The sequence below is a fragment of the Pseudomonas gebzensis genome, from assembly GCF_034427815.1.
Taxonomy (GTDB): Bacteria; Pseudomonadota; Gammaproteobacteria; order Pseudomonadales; family Pseudomonadaceae; genus Aquipseudomonas.
On sequence record NZ_JAXQNS010000005.1, the window covers coordinates 87,359 to 104,392 of the forward strand.

15 protein-coding genes are annotated in these 17,034 nt (G+C 63.9%); 2 read left to right on the forward strand and 13 right to left on the reverse strand.

Annotated elements, in window-relative coordinates; genetic code table 11:
• Nucleotides 1–280: 280 nt before the first annotated feature.
• From SJI00_RS11285 to SJI00_RS11300, 4 genes are read right to left on the reverse strand one after another with little or no spacing between them, the layout of a single operon-like run.
• Nucleotides 281–1,435 carry an osmoprotectant ABC transporter ATP-binding protein OsmV gene (locus tag SJI00_RS11285; RefSeq protein ID WP_322461793.1) on the reverse strand — a complete coding sequence of 385 codons (1,155 nt, stop codon included), beginning with the start codon at nt 1,433–1,435 and terminating at the stop codon, nt 281–283.
• A complete protein-coding gene (locus SJI00_RS11290; protein ID WP_322461794.1) occupies nt 1,432–2,085 on the reverse strand; it encodes an ABC transporter permease in 654 nt (217 codons plus the stop codon). The genes SJI00_RS11285 and SJI00_RS11290 overlap by 4 nt, the downstream gene beginning before the upstream one ends.
• Entirely contained in the window at nt 2,082–2,993 is a 912-nt protein-coding gene (locus SJI00_RS11295) for a glycine betaine ABC transporter substrate-binding protein (RefSeq protein WP_322461795.1), read from the reverse strand. The genes SJI00_RS11290 and SJI00_RS11295 overlap by 4 nt, the downstream gene beginning before the upstream one ends.
• 13 nt (nt 2,994–3,006) lie before the next feature.
• Nucleotides 3,007–3,720, reverse strand: a complete 714-nt coding sequence (locus SJI00_RS11300) for an ABC transporter permease (RefSeq protein WP_322461796.1) — start codon at nt 3,718–3,720, stop codon at nt 3,007–3,009.
• Nucleotides 3,721–4,201: 481 nt separating this feature from the next.
• Here SJI00_RS11300 and SJI00_RS11305 point away from each other — a divergent pair, with 481 nt between their 5' ends.
• Nucleotides 4,202–5,785, forward strand: coding sequence for a peptide chain release factor 3 (locus SJI00_RS11305; protein WP_322461797.1), 1,584 nt, complete (start codon nt 4,202–4,204; stop codon nt 5,783–5,785).
• Between the two features lie 346 nt (nt 5,786–6,131).
• Here SJI00_RS11305 and SJI00_RS11310 read toward each other — a convergent pair whose 3' ends face one another.
• The 4 genes from SJI00_RS11310 to SJI00_RS11325 all read right to left on the reverse strand — a co-directional run bounded on the left by SJI00_RS11310 (nt 6,132) and on the right by SJI00_RS11325 (nt 10,142).
• On the reverse strand, nt 6,132–7,211 hold the full coding sequence (locus SJI00_RS11310) for a polyamine ABC transporter substrate-binding protein (protein ID WP_322461798.1): 1,080 nt from the start codon (nt 7,209–7,211) through the stop codon (nt 6,132–6,134).
• 56 nt (nt 7,212–7,267) lie between these two features.
• Complete coding sequence (locus SJI00_RS11315; RefSeq protein ID WP_322461799.1) at nt 7,268–7,612, reverse strand: cupin domain-containing protein; 345 nt, start codon at nt 7,610–7,612, stop codon at nt 7,268–7,270.
• A gap of 33 nt (nt 7,613–7,645) precedes the next feature.
• Nucleotides 7,646–9,052: an NAD(P)/FAD-dependent oxidoreductase gene (locus SJI00_RS11320; RefSeq protein WP_322461800.1), complete on the reverse strand. Its 1,407-nt coding sequence runs from the start codon at nt 9,050–9,052 to the stop codon at nt 7,646–7,648.
• A 277-nt stretch (nt 9,053–9,329) separates the two neighbouring features.
• On the reverse strand, nt 9,330–10,142 hold the full coding sequence (locus SJI00_RS11325) for a helix-turn-helix domain-containing protein (RefSeq protein ID WP_322462050.1): 813 nt from the start codon (nt 10,140–10,142) through the stop codon (nt 9,330–9,332).
• Nucleotides 10,143–10,381: 239 nt separating this feature from the next.
• Here SJI00_RS11325 and SJI00_RS11330 point away from each other — a divergent pair, with 239 nt between their 5' ends.
• Nucleotides 10,382–11,290 carry a hypothetical protein gene (locus SJI00_RS11330; protein ID WP_322461801.1) on the forward strand — a complete coding sequence of 303 codons (909 nt, stop codon included), beginning with the start codon at nt 10,382–10,384 and terminating at the stop codon, nt 11,288–11,290.
• Between the two features lie 164 nt (nt 11,291–11,454).
• On the opposite strand, the gene SJI00_RS11335 is transcribed toward SJI00_RS11330, so the two are convergent.
• The 5 genes from SJI00_RS11335 to SJI00_RS11355 all read right to left on the reverse strand — a co-directional run bounded on the left by SJI00_RS11335 (nt 11,455) and on the right by SJI00_RS11355 (nt 17,027).
• The gene (locus SJI00_RS11335; protein ID WP_322461802.1) at nt 11,455–12,423 is read right to left on the reverse strand and encodes a peptide ABC transporter ATP-binding protein; all 969 of its coding nucleotides are present in this window, start codon (nt 12,421–12,423) and stop codon (nt 11,455–11,457) included.
• Nucleotides 12,423–13,391: an ABC transporter ATP-binding protein gene (locus SJI00_RS11340; protein ID WP_322461803.1), complete on the reverse strand. Its 969-nt coding sequence runs from the start codon at nt 13,389–13,391 to the stop codon at nt 12,423–12,425. Before SJI00_RS11340 ends, SJI00_RS11335 begins: the two co-directional genes overlap by 1 nt.
• Before the next feature lie 10 nt (nt 13,392–13,401).
• On the reverse strand, nt 13,402–14,328 hold the full coding sequence (locus tag SJI00_RS11345; protein WP_322461804.1) for an ABC transporter permease subunit: 927 nt from the start codon (nt 14,326–14,328) through the stop codon (nt 13,402–13,404).
• Nucleotides 14,329–14,338: 10 nt separating this feature from the next.
• Nucleotides 14,339–15,349 carry an ABC transporter permease subunit gene (locus tag SJI00_RS11350; protein ID WP_322461805.1) on the reverse strand — a complete coding sequence of 337 codons (1,011 nt, stop codon included), beginning with the start codon at nt 15,347–15,349 and terminating at the stop codon, nt 14,339–14,341.
• A gap of 91 nt (nt 15,350–15,440) precedes the next feature.
• Nucleotides 15,441–17,027: an ABC transporter substrate-binding protein gene (locus SJI00_RS11355; RefSeq protein ID WP_322461806.1), complete on the reverse strand. Its 1,587-nt coding sequence runs from the start codon at nt 17,025–17,027 to the stop codon at nt 15,441–15,443.
• Nucleotides 17,028–17,034: the final 7 nt, after the last annotated feature.

Sequence of the window (17,034 nt, forward strand, 5' to 3'; positions counted from 1 at the left end):
GCGTCCTGAGTGACCGACTGGCTTGGCGGGCGGGTGTTCCGGTGGGAGGGGCAAGCGTTAAATATTGTGGAAGGGGCACTGCAGGAGCGACTTCAGCCGCGATGACCGACGCAGTCGGCCCAACCCGGCAAATGCGTTACCACGTGGACCCTGCGCTGGCTGGATGGGGGCTGCTGCGCAGCCCATCGCGACTGAAGACCCTCTTACACTGTGCATATTTATGGCCACGAGCGCCTGCTCGGACGCGCAGACGATCGGCCATAAATTTTTTGTTAACGACTTACGAAACCGCCTCGGCCGGCGACACGATGCAAGTCTTCGCCCCGCGCGAACGGCCCGAGCTCAGGTAGGCGGCGATGGATTCCTGCGTGACCTCGCCCAGGAACACCTGTTCGGCATCGAGCACCGGCAGCCAGGCGCGGTTGAACTCGTACATGCGCGACAACAGGATGCGCAGGTGCTCGTCGAAGGATGCCGTGGCATTGAAGGGTCGCAGGAAGTCGCCGCAGGTCCCTTGCTGGCGGTGCATGTCGCGGCGGCGCACATAGCCCAGGGCCTTGTTGTCGGCGTCGGTCACCACCACGTAGCGGCGGTCGTGCTCGTCGAGCAGCTCCAGCGCGTCGGCCACCGGCGTTTCCGGGCTCACCGACGGCGCGTTGTCGGCGGCGTCTTCGGCCTTGACCAGCAACAGGCGCTTGAGCGTGCTGTCCTGGCCCACGAAGTTGCTGACGAACTCGTCGGCCGGGTGGGCCAGCAGGGTGTCGGGGTGATCGAGCTGCAGCAGCTTGCCGGCGCGGAAGATGGCGATCTTGTCACCCAGCTTGATGGCTTCGTCGATGTCATGGCTGACCATGATCACGGTCTTGTTCAGGGCCCGCTGCATCTCGAAGAACTCGTTCTGGATCATCTCGCGGTTGATCGGGTCGACCGCACCGAACGGCTCGTCCATGAGCAACACCGGGGCATCGGCGGCAAGTGCCCGGATCACACCGATGCGCTGCTGCTGGCCACCGGACAGCTCGCGCGGATAGCGCTGCAGGTACTGCTTGGGTTCGAGCTTGATCATGCTCATCAGTTCGCGGGCGCGATCATGGCAGCGCTGCTTGTCCCAGCCCAGCAGGCGCGGCACCACGGTGATGTTTTCCTCGATGGTCATGTTCGGGAACAGGCCGATCTGCTGGATCACGTAACCGATGTGCCGGCGCAGCGTCACCTCATCCAGCCCGGTGGTGTCTTCGCCATTGATGAACACCTGGCCGCCGGTGGGCACGATCAGCCGGTTGATCATCTTCAAGGTGGTGCTCTTGCCGCAGCCCGAAGGCCCGAGGAACACGCAGATCTCGCCTTCGTTGACGGTCAGGTTCACGGCGTCGACGGCCTTGATCTCTTTACCGTTGGCGGTGAAGGTTTTGCTGAGGTTTTTCAGTTCGATCATGAGCGCAGTCCTTCTGGAGTCAGGGCACGTTGCAGGGTTTGCAGAAGCAGGTCGGCGAGGATGGCCAGCAGGCTGACCAGCACAGCACCGACCACCAGCATCGACATGTCGCTGCGGCTGATGGACGTCAGGATCAGTACGCCCAGACCCCCGGCGCCGATGGTCGCGGCGATGGTCATCACGCCGATGTTCATCACCACGGCGGTGCGCACACCGGCCAGGATCACCGGCACGGCAATCGGCAGCTCGACCATGCGCAGGCGCTGGCTGAAGGTCATGCCGATGCCGCGCGCCGCTTCACGGATACCCGGCTCGACGCTGGTCAGGGCCAGGTAGGTGTTGCGCAGAATCGGCAGCAGTGAATAGAGAAACACCGCCGTGATCGCCGGCAACGGGCCCAGGCCCTGGCCGAACTTGGAATAGAACGGCAGCAGCAGGCCGAACAGGGCAATCGCCGGCACCGTCAGCAGCACGGTGGCGCCGGCTTGCACGGGGCCGGCGACGGCGGGGAAGCGCGTCATCAGAATGCCCAGCGGCACGCCGACGACGATCGCCAGCGTCACCGCGACGCCGACCAGGGTGATGTGCTGCCAGGTCAGGTGCAGGACTTGCGCCCAGTCCAGGTGGGTGAAGGTATCGAGGAAGTTCATGGCTTGGCCTCGCTCAGGGGATGGTCTCGCAGGAAGGCGGCGGCCACACGGGTCGGGCTCTGATGCTCGACATCGACCTGGGCGTTGAGCGTGCGCATGGTCTGGTCGTCGAGCGCTTCGGCCAACGGCTTGAGCAGCGCGGCCAGTTGCGGGTTGGCCTTGAGCACCTCAGCGCGCAGCACGGGTGCCGCGGTGTAGTCGGGGAAGTAGTGCAGGTCGTCTTCGAGCAGCTTGAGGTGGAAGGCGTTCAGGCGGCCGTCGGTGGTGTAGACCAGCCCTGCGAACACTTGATTGTTGCGCATGGCGGTGTAGACCAGGCCGCTGTCCATCTGGCGGATGTTGCGACGATCGAGCGGCATGTCATACAGCTCGCGCAGGCCCACCAGGCCATCGGGGCGGTTGGCGAACTCGGTGTCGAGGGCAACCAGGTGGTGGCGCCCGGACGCCTCGTGCAGCGCACGTGTCAGATCGCTGATGCTGTTGATCTGTGGGTACGCCTCGGCCACCTTCTGCGGCAGCCCCAGCGCGTAGGTGTTGCTGAATTTCGACGGCGTCAGCCAGGTCAGGCCTTTCTGCGCATCCAGCTGCTTGACCTTGGCGTAGGTGGCTTCAGGGCTGGGCAGGCGCTCCTCGACATGGTTGTACGACACCAGCGACACCCCGGTGTATTCCCAGAGCATGTCGAGCTGGCCGGTTTCCTGGGCCTGACGGGCGATGTTGCTGCCCAGGCCCGAGGTGATACGGACGTCGAAGCCGTGGGCGCGCAAGTATTGCGCGGTGATCTCGGCCAGCACGGTCTGCTCGGTGAAGACCCGCGCGCCGATGCGGATCAGCGGTTTTTCGGCAGCCTGGGCAAATCCTGCGAACAGCAGGGCCGCGCCCAGCAGCAAGGCGATGGTTCGTTTCATGGGCATCCTCGTTTTATCGGGCCAGGCCGCGTTCCAGCCAGCGGCGGCTGGAAAAGCTCACCAGCGCATCGAGCAACAGCGCCAGCAGCGCGGTACACGCGGCGCCCAGCAGCAATTGCGGCTGATTGTTCAGGGCGATGCCGGGGAAGATCAGGCTGCCCAGGCTGTTCGCGCCGATCAGGAACGACAGGGGCGCAGTGCCCACGTTCAGCGCCAGGGCGACGCGCACGCCGCCGACGATGATCGGCACGGCATTGGGCAGCTCGACCTGCCAGAGCTGCTGGCGTGGCGTCATGCCGATGCCGGTGGCAGCTTCCTTGAGCGAAGCGGGGACGTTTTTCAGGCCTTCATAGGTGTTGCGCACGATGGGCAGCAGCGAGGCGAGGAACAGGGCGAAGATCGCAGGACCCGCGCCGATGCCCAGTACGCTGAGCGCGATGGCCAGGACGGCCAGGGGAGGAATGGTGTTGCCAACGTTGAAGAACTGCATGAAGCGCTCGGCTTTGTCGACCCGGTGCGGTCGACTCAAGGCAATGCCGGCCGGGATGCCCACGGCCAGCGCCGCCGCCATCGAAGCCAGAACCAGTACCAGGTGCGCTTGCAGATAGAAACCGAGATCGCCCCGGTAGCGGGCGAGGGTATCGAGGCCGATCCAGTGGATCAGCAGGGCCAGGATGATCAGCACGGTGGCCCATCCCAACAGCCCTTTTCCGTAGCGTTCAGCCACAGGTGGACTCCTTTTCTGGTCGGCGAACGCACCGCTGTGAAGCCGGCCATTGCTGGCGGTAGGCGGTGGGTTCGCGAGTAGCAGCGTGGCGCCTGGGGAGGGCGGCAAATCACGCCATGAGCCAAGCCTCGTCAGGCTTGTGAAGCAGGTGGTGCCAGCCCTGAAACGCAGTCTGCGCAAGGGGAGTGAACGTCTTCGAAGGGGGAGAGGTTCCCACGTAAAGGGGCCTGTGGCCAGCGTTTATCACCTGCCATCGGTCATCAATGCCAGACAAAACATGGTCATGATACGGCTCTAGCCATTGAAAACACTGCCGTTCAGCCTGTTCTCCAGACCTTGCCCGGCCCCGGCCTGTGCGAGCGGCAGTCGGTCCCTTGGCGCCGGGTCGTGGGCGAGGATTGGCAAATGCCCAGCTTTGGTCCCGGCACGAGATCAGGTATGATACGGCCCCTTTTTTCATCCTCGAGTCAGGCGATTTCCCATGACCCATCAGGCCGCCGAAGTCGCGAAGCGCCGCACTTTCGCTATCATCTCCCACCCCGACGCCGGTAAGACCACCATCACCGAGAAGCTCTTGCTGATGGGCAAGGCCATTGCCGTCGCCGGTACCGTGAAGTCGCGCAAGTCCGACCGCCACGCCACCTCCGACTGGATGGAAATGGAGAAGCAGCGCGGTATCTCCATCACCACTTCGGTGATGCAGTTCCCCTACCGCGAGCAGATGATCAACCTGCTCGACACCCCCGGTCACGAAGACTTCTCCGAAGATACCTACCGCACCCTGACTGCCGTCGACTCCGCGTTGATGGTGCTCGACGGCGGTAAGGGTGTCGAGCCGCGGACCATCGCCCTGATGGACGTGTGCCGCCTGCGCGACACGCCGATCGTGAGCTTCATCAACAAGCTCGACCGCGATATCCGCGACCCCATCGAGCTGCTCGATGAAATCGAAGCGGTGTTGAAAATCAAGGCGGCGCCCATCACCTGGCCCATCGGCTGCTACCGCGACTTCAAGGGCGTGTACCACCTCACCGGCGACTACATCATCGTCTATACCCCGGGCCATGGTCACGAGCGCACCGACGTCAAGATCATCGAGAAGCTCGATTCCGATGAAGCCCGCGCGCACCTGGGCGACCAGTACGACAGCTTCGTCGAGCAGTTGGAACTGGTGCAGGGCGCCTGCCACGCGTTCAACCAGGACGAGTTCATCAACGGCCAGCTGACTCCGGTGTTCTTCGGCACCGCGCTGGGTAACTTCGGCGTCGACCACGTGCTGGACGCCGTGGTGGACTGGGCCCCACGTCCGCTGGCGCGCGTCGCCAACGAGCGCACCGTGGAGCCGGTCGAAGAGAAATTCAGCGGTTTCGTGTTCAAGATCCAGGCCAACATGGACCCCAAGCACCGCGACCGTATCGCCTTCATGCGGATCTGCTCGGGCCGCTACGAGAAGGGCATGAAGATGCGCCACGTGCGCTTGGGCAAGGACCTGCGCATTGGCGATGCGCTGACGTTCTTCTCGTCCGAACGCGAACAGCTCGAAGAAGCCTACGCCGGCGACATCATCGGCCTGCACAACCACGGCACGATCCAGATCGGCGACACCTTCAGCGAAGGTGAAGTGCTCGGTTTCACCGGCATTCCACACTTTGCGCCCGAACTGTTCCGCCGCGTGCGCCTCAAAGACCCGCTCAAATCCAAGCAGTTGCGCCAAGGCCTGCAGCAGTTGGCCGAAGAGGGCGCCACCCAGGTGTTCTTCCCCGAGCGCAGCAACGACATCATCCTCGGCGCCGTCGGTGTGCTGCAGTTCGACGTCGTCGCCAGCCGCCTGAAAGAGGAATACAAGGTCGAGTGCGCCTACGAGCCGATCACCGTGTGGTCAGCGCGCTGGATCACCTGCGATGACAAGAAGAAGCTCGAGGAATTCGAGAACAAGGCCATCGAGAACCTGGCCATTGATGGCGGCGGCCATCTCACCTACCTGGCCCCAACGCGGGTGAACCTGGCGTTGATGGAAGAGCGCTGGCCCGATGTGAAATTCCGCGCCACGCGCGAGCATCACTGAGTCCCTGCGGCGCTCAACCCTGTAGAAGCGGCTATTGCCGCGATGGGCTGCGCAGCAGCCCTGATCCAGGCGATGCGATGAAGCTGGGCGGATGGCATTGTGGCGGATGGGCCGGCGGTGCCGGCGTTATCCTCGCTTCCAGGATGATGCGTAAATACAGGTTGCAGCTCCTGGGGCGGCTTTGCCGCCCATCGCGGCAGTAGCCGCTCCTACACGGAACTACGGGGGGCAGGTCGATGCAGTCTCCTGTCCGCGTCTCACTTTGGGAGCAAGCGCGGTCTCCTGTCCGCGTCTCATCCTGGAAGAAACGCGGGTAAGGTCGCAGTGGTGCTGCCCATGTGTGTGATCAGTTGCCTGACTTGATGCTCGTCCAGATCCGCGTGCGGATACGGTCGATCTTCGCCGGCATCGATTCCAGCGCGAACAGCTTGCTCATCACATCGTCGCTCGGGTAGATCATGGTGTTCTGCGTGAGCGCGGTGTCCACCAGGGCATTGGCTTTGGCGTTGCCATTGGCGTACTGCACCGAGTTGCTGATGTTGGCCATCACTTCAGGCTGCAGCAGGTAGTTCATGTAGGCGTAGGCCTGCTTCTCATCCGGCGCATCGACTGGCATCGCAACCATGTCGAACCACAGCGGCGCGCCTTCCTTGGGGATCGAGTAACCCACTTTCACGCCGTTCTTCGCCTCTTCGGCGCGGTTCTTGGCCTGCAGAACATCGCCAGAGAAGCCCACCACTACACACACATCGCCATTGGCCAGGTCGCCGGTGTACTTGGAGGAGTGGAAGTAGCTGATGTACGGCCGCACGTTCATCAGCAGTGCCTTGGCCTTTTCATAGTCTTCAGGTTTCTGGCTGTGGTGCGGCAGGCCCAGGTAGTTGAGGGCGATGGGTAGCAGCTCGGGGCCGTTATCGAGCATGGCCACGCCGCAGCGTTTGAGCTTGCTCAGGTACTCGGGCTTGAAGATCAGGTCCCACGAGTTCAGCGGCGCGTTATCGCCCAGTACCGCCTTGACCTTGTCGATGTTGTAGCCGATGCCGGTACTGCCCCACAGATACGCGAAGCCGTGCTGGTTACCCGGGTCGTTCACCTCCAGCACCTTGAGCAGGCGCGGGTCCAGGTTTTGCCAGTTCGGCAGTTGCGCCTTGTCGAGCCGCTTCAGGGCCTTGCCCTGAATCTGCCGGGCCATGAAGTGGTTGGAAGGGAACACCACGTCATAGCCGGAGTTGCCGGTCATCAGCTTGCCGTCGAGGGTCTCGTTGCTGTCGTAGACGTCATACGTGGGCACGATGCCGGTGGCCTTCTGGAAGTTCTGCAGCGTGTCCGGCGCGATGTAGCTGGACCAGTTGTAGATCTTCACCGAGTCGGCGGCATTGACCATGCCAGCGGTGAGCAACAGCGGAGCGATAAGGAGTGTGCGCATGTCCGGTTTACCTTGCTGGGTCTGTTGTTATTGAAGAACGGCAGGCGATCAGCGGATCAGAACATCAGTACATAGGTCTTGCGCACGGTCTCCTGGATGTCCCAGGTGCCGGTGCTGTTGGCCGGTAGCAGCAAGGCGTCGCCGGCTTCTATGACCAGAACGGGTTGGCCACCATCGGGGGTGAAGGTGCAGCGGCCCTTGATGAAATGGCAGAACTCCTGTTGCACGATCTGCCGCCGCCAGCGGCCGGGGGTGCATTCCCAGATGCCGGTTTCCACGCCGTCGCTGCGCTCGACGCAGGTGACCGAAGTCACCGCCACCGGCTCGCCCAGCGGGACGGCAACCGGACTGGATGTTTCCAGGACAGCGTGCTCGGTGTGTTTGAACTGGGTGATGCTCATGGCTGCGGGGTCTCCTGTGACAGTGGGTGCAACTCAGTGCATGAAGCCTTCCATGAATTCGGCCAGACGCCTTGCCAGGCGGCGGCGCCAGGCCGGGCTGGCCGGGTTGGCGAGGACACGGTCCTCAAGGACGAAACTCTGGATGATCGCGTTGTAGCCCAACCAGCGGCACGGTTCGGGTGGCCAACTGGCCAGGCTCGACAGTGGCCGGTTGTCGTGCACCCAGGGCTGGGCGGTGAGGGCGTTGTGCTGGCCGAGGATCAACGCGGCCAAGGTGCGGCCGCCCAGGTTGCTGGCGCCGACGCCTTCGCCGCCATAGCCACCGGCCAGTGCCAGGCCGCGCTGGCGGTCGCAAAGCATGTGCGGGCGAAAGCGCCGCGCCATGCCCAGGTTGCCGCCCCACGAATGACTGATGCGCACCTGCTTGAGGTGCGGGAACAGCTCGCTGAACAGGTAGCGGCGCAGCTCCACCTCGGCTTCGCTGAGGTTGAAATCTTCCCGCAACCGACCGCCGAAGCGGTAGCCACCGCGGGCGCCGAACACCAGACGGTCGTCGAGGGTGCGCTGGCCGTAGGTCACCTGCCGGCTGCCTTCGCTGAATGCCTGGCCCTGGCCCAGGCCAATCTGCTCCCAGGCCGAGGCGGGCAGCGGTTCGGTGGCCACCAGCAGGCTTTGCACCGGCAGTTGATGACGCCCCAGCGGCGGCAGGCTGGCGGCATAGCCTTCCACGGCGGGCACCACCCACTGGCAGCGCACCCGCGCCTGGACTGTTCGGACCTCGCCGGTGTCCCAGTCCTGCGCCGGGGTGTTCTCGTAGATCGTGACGCCCAGGCCCTCGACCACTCGTGCCAGCCCGCGCACAAGCTTGGCCGGGTTGAGGGTCGCCACGTGCGGGCTGAAGAGCGCGCCGTAGGCATTGCTGGCACGCAGCTGGCCGGCCAGTTGCTCGGGTTTCAGCCAGCAGTAGTCGTCTTCGTTCATGCCTTGGCGATAGAGGTCGTCGAGGTAGGCGCGCAGATGGCGTTCCTGTTCCGGGTAGCGGGCGGCGCAATAAATGACGCCGGCCTTGCGGTAATCGCAGTCGACGCCCTCGCGCTGCAGCACGCGCTGCACTTCATCGGGGATATCGTGCAGCAGGTCGATGCTGTCTCGCCGCTGCTGCGCCGAGAGGCTGGCAAGCAGGCGGTCTTCGCCGAGCAGGTTGCCCATCAACCAGCCGCCATTGCGCCCGGAAGCGCCGAAACCTGCGGTTTGGGCTTCGAGGATGGCGATACGCAGATGTGGCGCCTGGCGCTTGAGGTAGTAGGCCGTCCACAGGCCGGTGTAGCCGGCGCCGATGATGCACACATCGACGTCCAGGTCGTGTGGCAGGGACGGTCGAGCGACCAGGGGCTCGTCGAGCTGGTCCATCCACAGGCTGATCGTGCGCCAGGCTTGCATCCGCTACTGCTCCTACTGACATTTCAGGTCTGGCAACGATGCTAGTGCGGTGCAAGGCGGGCTGTCTTGCGTGCGTGCACGCAGAGAAAAACGGGTGAGTAGGGGAGTGCCGCCGGGCCAGCCTTGGCGCTGCGTGAGCCTGGACGAATCGCGTGGCAGCCGTGGGGCCGGCGCAGCCGGCCTGATCCAATCGTTCGTCGGGGTCTAGCGAAAGACCGTTTGGTTGCCACGTCGATCGTCTGTCGCCGATGAGCACGATTTCATAGAAGAGCCACCCTCATTTCTGGCTGAGAAACGCCTTCGGAGAACGTCCCGTGTGCTCGCGGAAGCACTTGTAGAACGCCGACAACGAGTTGAAGCCCGCCGCGAACGCCAGCGCGTCGATCCGCGCCCCCGTGCTGCCTGCCTGCAGTTGCCCCAGCAGATGCTGCAACCGCGCGTGGTTCACGTAGCGGTAGAAGCTTTGCCCAAGCACCTGGTTGAGCAGGTAGGAGATCTGGTTGCGGCTGTAGCCGCTCTCGCTGGCGACCTGTTGCAAGTCCAGCGCCGGGTCAAGGTAGGGACGCCGCCGCTGGAAATACTGCTCAAGATCCTGCGCCATGGTGCTCAGCTGGCGCGGGGACAAGCCCAGGCGGCTGGTGGCCGGGCGGCGGGGATCACTGACGCCGGCAACGCCCACCGCGGACTGACGCACCAGCGTGGCGTACTCGTTGACCTGCCAGATCAGGTCGTCGCGCACGGTGATCACCTCGCTGGACTGAAAGGCGACCAGGCCATCACCGCCCTGCACCGTGACCTGGTACTGAATGAACGCCTTGCAGCCATCCACGCGAATGCGGTCGCTGTGCACGATGTCTTCGCCCGCCTGGTGCGGCAGGCACACCGTCACGTAATCGCGCAGCTGCGTGTGGTCGAGCACGCGGTCCTGGAAGAAGTCGTGATAGCGCGCGCCAGGGTGGTACAGCGCCATCACGCCGTCCAGGTCGCGCTGTTTCCAGCACAGGTGGTAGCGCATCACGACGTCCGCCGTCAGCGGCGTCTGCTCGGGACCATCTGGAAAAGGCTGGGCGATCATCGGGCGATAGTGCATCGCCTTGCGGCCGCTCGGCAAGCGTGCGCGGCCGCCGGGCGGCGCGCCAGGGGTGGAACACTGCATAACGCCCACTTCATTTGGATGACTTCGGGCGTTTCGCACGATCCTAGGAAGGCGCCTGTCGCTAAGTTATTGATTTTATTGGATGTCATTTTTTGTCATACCTGGCACGTGCGCTGCACTGTCCCTCGTGCGAATCCACGGAAGTTTTGCTCACAATCATAAGGCGCCGAGTCATGATAACGAATGCCGATCTGCCAACCGCTGTCTCAGAGGCCCCGAATCGTTCGGGGGTGTCATGGGCTGCAATCTTTGCGGGTGCTGCTGCAGCCGCGTCCTTGTCAATGATCCTGGTGGTGCTGGGAGCCGGTTTGGGCTTTGCAGCGACCTCCCCCTGGGAGAACGAAGGGGCCAGCGCGCAGGCGTTGGGCATTTCGACAATCGTCTGGCTGTTGGTCACCCAGATCATCGCGTCGGGCGCCGGTGGCTACATCGCCGGTCGTCTGCGGGTCAAATGGGCCAATCTGCACGGTGATGAAGTGTATTTCCGCGATACCGCGCATGGTTTCCTGTCGTGGGCTGTCGCCACGCTGGTAGCGGGCGTGCTCATCATCAGCGCCGCGGGCAACGTGATCGGTGCAGGCGCCAAGGCCGGTGCCAGTGTGGTAGCCGGTGCCGGTGCAGCAGCAGCGGCCACTGCTGACAAATCCTCCAGCAACAATGACCCGATGGCGTACTTCGTCGACGGCCTGTTCCGTAGCGATGCGCCAGTGGGCGTCAGCGAAGATGCCGCCAACGGTGTTGCCACCCGCATTCTGGCCCGTGGCGTTGCCCAGGGCGGCACGCTTGAGCCAGCCGACCGTACTTACCTGGCGCAGATCGTTGCGCAGCGTACCCGTCTGAATCAGGCCGAAGCCGAAGCGCGTGTCGACGAAGCCCTGGGCAAAGTGCAACAAGCCAAGGCTGATGCCAAGCAAGCGGCCGAAACCGCCGCCAAAGTCGCTGCCTGGACTGCGCTGTGGACCTTCGTTGCCCTGCTGTGCGGCGCCTTCTTCGCCAGCATCGCTGCACTGTTCGGTGGCCGTCGTCGTGACCAAGTGGTCTACGTCGAAGACACCTATGCCACGACTCGTACCGTTCGCTAATACGTTCCAACAAGGAGATTCACCATGCGTTCATTGCTGCTTTGGTTCCTCGGCATTCCGATTCCAATCATCATCCTGATCGCGATCTTCGTGCACTAAGCGAAGGGCGTTGAACGAAGAAGGGGCCGCATCTGCGGCCCCTTCTTGCATCTGGTGCAGTGGGTCTAGAGGAACTGCTCGGCGTAATGGCAGGCCACCTGGCGGGTGTGAACCGGGCGCAGCGCCGGTACCTCTCGGGTGCAGCGCTCGGTGGCATACGGGCAGCGCTTGTGAAAGGCGCAGCCGTCAGGCGGGTTCAAGGGGTTGGGCAGTTCACCGCTGATGCGTAGTTTGGGTTTGCTGGGGTCAGGGTGGATGGTGGGCGTGGCCGACAGCAGGGCCTGAGTGTACGGGTGCAGCGGCGTGTCGTAGAGGTCGAGCTTGGGGCCGATCTCCACCGGCCGGCCCAGGTACATCACCAGCACGTCGTCAGCCACGTGGCGCACCACGGCCAGGTTGTGGGAAATGAACACGTAAGCGGTGTTGAACTGCTGCTGCAGGTCCATGAACAGGTTCAGCACTTGCGCCTGGATCGACACATCGAGCGCCGAGGTCGGTTCGTCGGCCACCAGCACCTTGGGCTGCAGCATCATGGCCCTGGCCAGGGCGATGCGTTGGCGCTGGCCACCGGAAAACATGTGCGGATAGCGCTGGTAGTGCTCCGGTCGCAAGCCCACCTGCTCCATCATCGCCTGCACCCGCTGGCGACGCTCATTGCGGCTGAGCGAGGTGTTGATCAGCAGCGGTTCGGCCAGTTGGTCGCCGATCTTCTGCCGCGGATTGAGCGAGGCATAAGGGCTCTGGAACACCATCTGCACATCCCGGCGCAACTGTTTGCGCTCGGCCTTGCTGGCGCCGGCCACCTCGACGCCATCGATCTGCAACGAACCGGCGCTGGGCGTTTCGATCAGCGTCAGTGCGCGGGCCAGGGTCGATTTGCCGCAGCCCGATTCACCGACCACTGCCAGGGTTTTTCCGGCATGCAGCTCGAAGGACACACCGTTGAGGGCCTGGACCACGGCTGCGCCCTTGAACAGGCCGCGGGAAACACTGTAGTGACGCGTCAGTTCGCGCGCCGTGAGAACGACGGTCATCACGCCACCTCCTGATTCAATGGGTGCAGGCAACGCGCCTGGCTGTGCGCCTGCGGCTCAAGCGGCGGCCGTCGCTGACGGCAGTCGTCCTGGACATAGGGACAGCGCGGTGACAGCAGACAGCCCTGCGGGCGGTCATAGCGACCGGGGACGATGCCGGGCAGGGTGGCCAGGCGCTCGGCGCCCAGGCTGTGCTCGGGAATCGCCGCCAGCAGCGCTTCGCTGTAAGGGTGGGCCGGCAGCTCGAACAGGGTGGGCACCTGGCCCAGCTCCACGGCTTGCCCGGCGTACATCACGCACACCCGCCTGGCGGTTTCGGCGACCACGGCCAGGTCGTGGGTAATCAGGATCAGCGCCATGTCGTGCGCTTGCTGCAAGTTGACCAGCAGCTCCATGATCTGCGCCTGGATGGTGACGTCGAGCGCGGTGGTCGGCTCGTCAGCGATCAGCAGGCGCGGTTCACCGGCGATGGCCATGGCGATTGCCACGCGCTGGCTCATGCCGCCGGACAACTGATGCGGATAGGCATCCAGCCGGCTTTCAGGGGCCGGTATCTCCACCTTCTGTAATAACTCCAGGGCGCGTTGGCGTGCAGCTTTGCCCTTGAGGCCCAGGTGCTGACGCAGCACTTCTTCGATCTGGTAACCCACGGTGTAGCTGGGGTTCAGCGCGGTCATCGGGTCCTGGAAAATCATCGCGATGTCTTTGCCGACCACCTTGCGCCGCTGGCGGCGGCTGAGGGTCAGCATGTCTTGGCCATTGAAGTTCATGGTGTCGGCAGTGATGCGCCCGGGCGCCTCGATCAGGCCCATCAGCGCCATCATGGTCACCGATTTGCCGGAGCCGGATTCACCGACGATGGCGAGGATCTCGCCGGCATTCACGTTCAGGTCGAGGCCATCGACCACTGGGATGGCATCGGCGTCGCCGAAGCGCACGTTCAGGTTGTTGATCGTCAACAGGGACATGGCGTTCTCCTCAGGCGGCGTTCTTGAGTTTCGGGTCCAGCGCATCGCGCAGGCCGTCGCCCATCAGGTTGATTGCCAGCACGCTGAGCAGGATGGTCAGCCCGGGCAGGCTCACCACCCACCAGGCGCGTTCGATGTAGTCACGGGCCGAGGCCAGCATGGTTCCCCACTCGGGGGTCGGCGGTTGCACGCCCAAGCCCAGGAAACCCAGGGCGGCGGCATCGAGAATCGCCGAGGAGAAGCTCAAGGTGGCCTGCACGATCAGCGGCGCCATGCAGTTGGGCAGCACGGTGATGAACATCAGCCGTGGCAGCCCGGCACCGGCCAGGCGCGCGGCCGTGACGTAGTCGCGGTTCAGCTCGCCGATCACCGCCGCGCGGGTCAGGCGCACGTAGGACGGCAACGAGACGATGGCGATGGCGATCACGGTGTTGATCAGTCCAGGGCCGAGGATGGCCACGATGGCCACGGCCAGCAGCAACGAGGGCAGGGCCAGCATCACGTCCATCAGGCGCATGATCGCCGGGCCCAGCAGGCGCGGGAAGAAACCGGCCAGCAGGCCCATGAGTACGCCTGGGATCAGCGACAGCACCACCGAAGACAGGCCGATCAGCAGCGACAACCGCGCGCCCTGGATCAGCCGTGAGAGCAGGTCGCGGCCCAGTTCATCGGTGCCGAAAATGAACTGCCAGGTGCCGCCATCGAGCCACACCGGGGGTGTGAGGAGAAAATCACGGTATTGCTCGCTGGGGTTGTGTGGCGCGACCCAGGGCGCGAACAGGGCGCAGAAGACCACCAGGCACATGAAGAACAGCCCGGCCACCGCGCCTTTGTTGCGCGAGAAGGCGTGCCAGAATTCCTTGTAGGGGGAGGGGTACAGCAGGCTCTGGTCCACCGCGTGAGTGGTCGCCAGGGGTTTGAGCGTAGGAGTCGTCATGACGGGGGCCTCAGCGCTGATGGCGAATGCGGGGGTTGACCAGGCCGTAGAGGATGTCCACGACGAAGTTGACCAGGATCACCAGGCAGGCGATCAACAGAATGCCGTTCTGCACCACGGGGTAGTCGCGCGCGCCAATGGCCTCGATCAGCCACTTGCCGATGCCCGGCCAGGAAAAGATGCTTTCTGTCAGTACAGCACCGGCCAGTAGCGCACCGACCTGCAGGCCGAACACGGTCAGCACCGGGATCAGCGCATTGCGCAAGCCATGGATGAACACCACCCGCGCGGGCGACAGGCCCTTGGCGCGGGCGGTGCGGATGTAGTCTTCGCGCAGCACTTCGAGCATCGAGGAACGGGTCATGCGCGCGATCACCGCCAGGGGAATCGTGCCCAGCACGATGGCCGGCAGAATCAGGTGCATGAGCGCGTCCTTGAACGCGCCTTCCTCACCGCTGAGCAGCGTGTCGATGAGCATGAAGCCGGTGACCGGCTCGACATCGAACAGCACGCCGTTGCGCCCGGACACCGGCGTCCAGCCCAGGCTCACGGAGAAGAACATGATCAGGATCAGCCCCCACCAGAAGATCGGCATGGAATACCCGGCCAGGGAAATGCCCATCACCCCGTGGTCGAACAGCGAGCCACGCTTGAGCGCGGCAATCACCCCGGCCAGCAGCCCGAGGATGCCGGCGAACAGCAGGGCGGCCCCGGCCAGCTCCACCGTGGCCGGAAACAGCGTGGTGAATTCGCTCCACACACTTTCACGGCTGCGCAGCGACTCACCCAGATCGCCATGGGCAAGCTTGGTGATGTAGTCCAGGTATTGCGCTGGCAACGGCTTGTTCAGGCCCAGGCGCTCCATGGCCTGGGCGTGCATTTCTGGGTCGATCCGGCGTTCACCCATCATCACTTCCACCGGATCACCTGGTATCAGGCGTATGAGGGCAAAGGTCAGCAAAGTGATGCCGAAGAACGTGGGGATCAGCAGGCCCAGGCGGCGGGCAATGAAACTCAACATGGATGACGGTACCTCTTCAGGCCGCGGGGTGGTCAACCGCTGCGGCAAGTGCCGCCGACTTCCTGCAGGAGCCGGCGATCGTTGTTCTGTGCTACTTCACCTGGGTAGTGGCGAAGTTGTTTTTGGTCAGCGGGCTGGGTTGGTAGCCTTCGACGTTGCGGCGCATGGCCGTGAAGATCCTGGGATGGGCAATCGCGATCCACGGCTGGTCGTCATCGTACACCGCCAGCGCTTGCTCATAGAGTTTGGCGCGGGCGTCAGGTTCGATGATTTCGCGGGCCCGGGTGATCAGCGCCTGAAAGGCGAAGTTGCACCAGCGCGCGTAATTCTCCCCGGTCTTGGCGCCTTCGCAGCCCAGCAGTGGCGTGAGGAAGTTGTCCGGATCGCCGTTGTCGCCGGCCCAGCCACTGGCCAGCAAATCGTGCTCGCCAGATTTGCCGCGGCGCAGCATCTCGGCCCATTCCATCACGCGGATGTCCAGAACCAGGCCAATCCTGGCCAGATCGGCCTGGAGCATTTCGGCAGATAGACGCGGATTCGGATTGCTCGGCCCACCGCCGTTGCGGGTGAAGAGGGTCAGCACCGTGCCGTCCGGCACCCCGGCTTCCTTGAGCAGGGCGCGGGCTTTGTCTGGGTCGTAGGGCAGGTTGTGGGTGGCGATGTTGTAACCCAGCATGCTGGGTGGATAGGGATTGACGGCAGGCAGGGCGTTGCCTTTGCCGAACAGTTGATCGACATGGCTGCGCCGATCGAAGGCCATGTTGATCGCCCGGCGCACGCGCACATCCTTGAGGAACGGATGCTGGGTGTTGAGCGCGACGTAGCTGGTGACCAGGGTCTCGATGCCCGCCACTTTCAGCTGTGGATCGGCCTCGATGACCGGGACGTCTTCGGGCTTGGGGTACAGCGCCACCTGGCATTCGTTGGCGCGCAGTTTCTGCAGGCGCACATTGTTGTCGGTGGTGATGACGAACACCAGCGTTTCGGCCGGCGGTGCGCCACGGAAGTAATCCCGGTGGGCGCGGTAACGCACCTGGGCATCTTTGCTGTAGCGCTGGAACACGAACGGGCCGGTGCCGATCGGTTTGCTGTTGAGATCGCCGGTTTTGCCGGCGGCCAGCAACTGGTCGGCGTATTCAGCGGAATAGATCGAAGTGAAGCCCATGGCCAGGTCGTGCAAGAAGGGGGCTTCGCGGCGCTTGAGGGTAAAGACCACGGTGTAGGGGTCGGTCTTTTCCACCGAGCGGATCAGTTGACCGAAGCCCATGCTCTCGAAGTACGGAAAGCCCACGCTGGCCTTGGCGTGCCACGGGTGCTTGGGATCGAGCTGGCGCTGGAAGCTCCAGAGCACGTCGTCGGCGTTGAATTCGCGGGTGGGGGTGAAGTAGTCGGTGCGGTGGAACTGCACGCCGCGGCGCAGGTGGAAGGTGTAGACCAGGCCATCGTCACTCACCGTCCAGCGTTCGGCCAGGGCCGGTTGCAGGTCGGTGGTGCCCGGGGCGAAGTCGATCAGCCGGTTGAAGACGGTTTCGGCGGCAGCATCGAAGGTGACGGCGGTGCTGTACTGGGCCACATCGAAGCCCTCGGGGCTCGCTTCGGTGCAGACCACCAGCGGCTTGGCCAGCGCCTGGCCGGCCATGGCCAGCAGCAGGGTAAGCAAGGTGGCGTTGAGTTTCATGCGATCT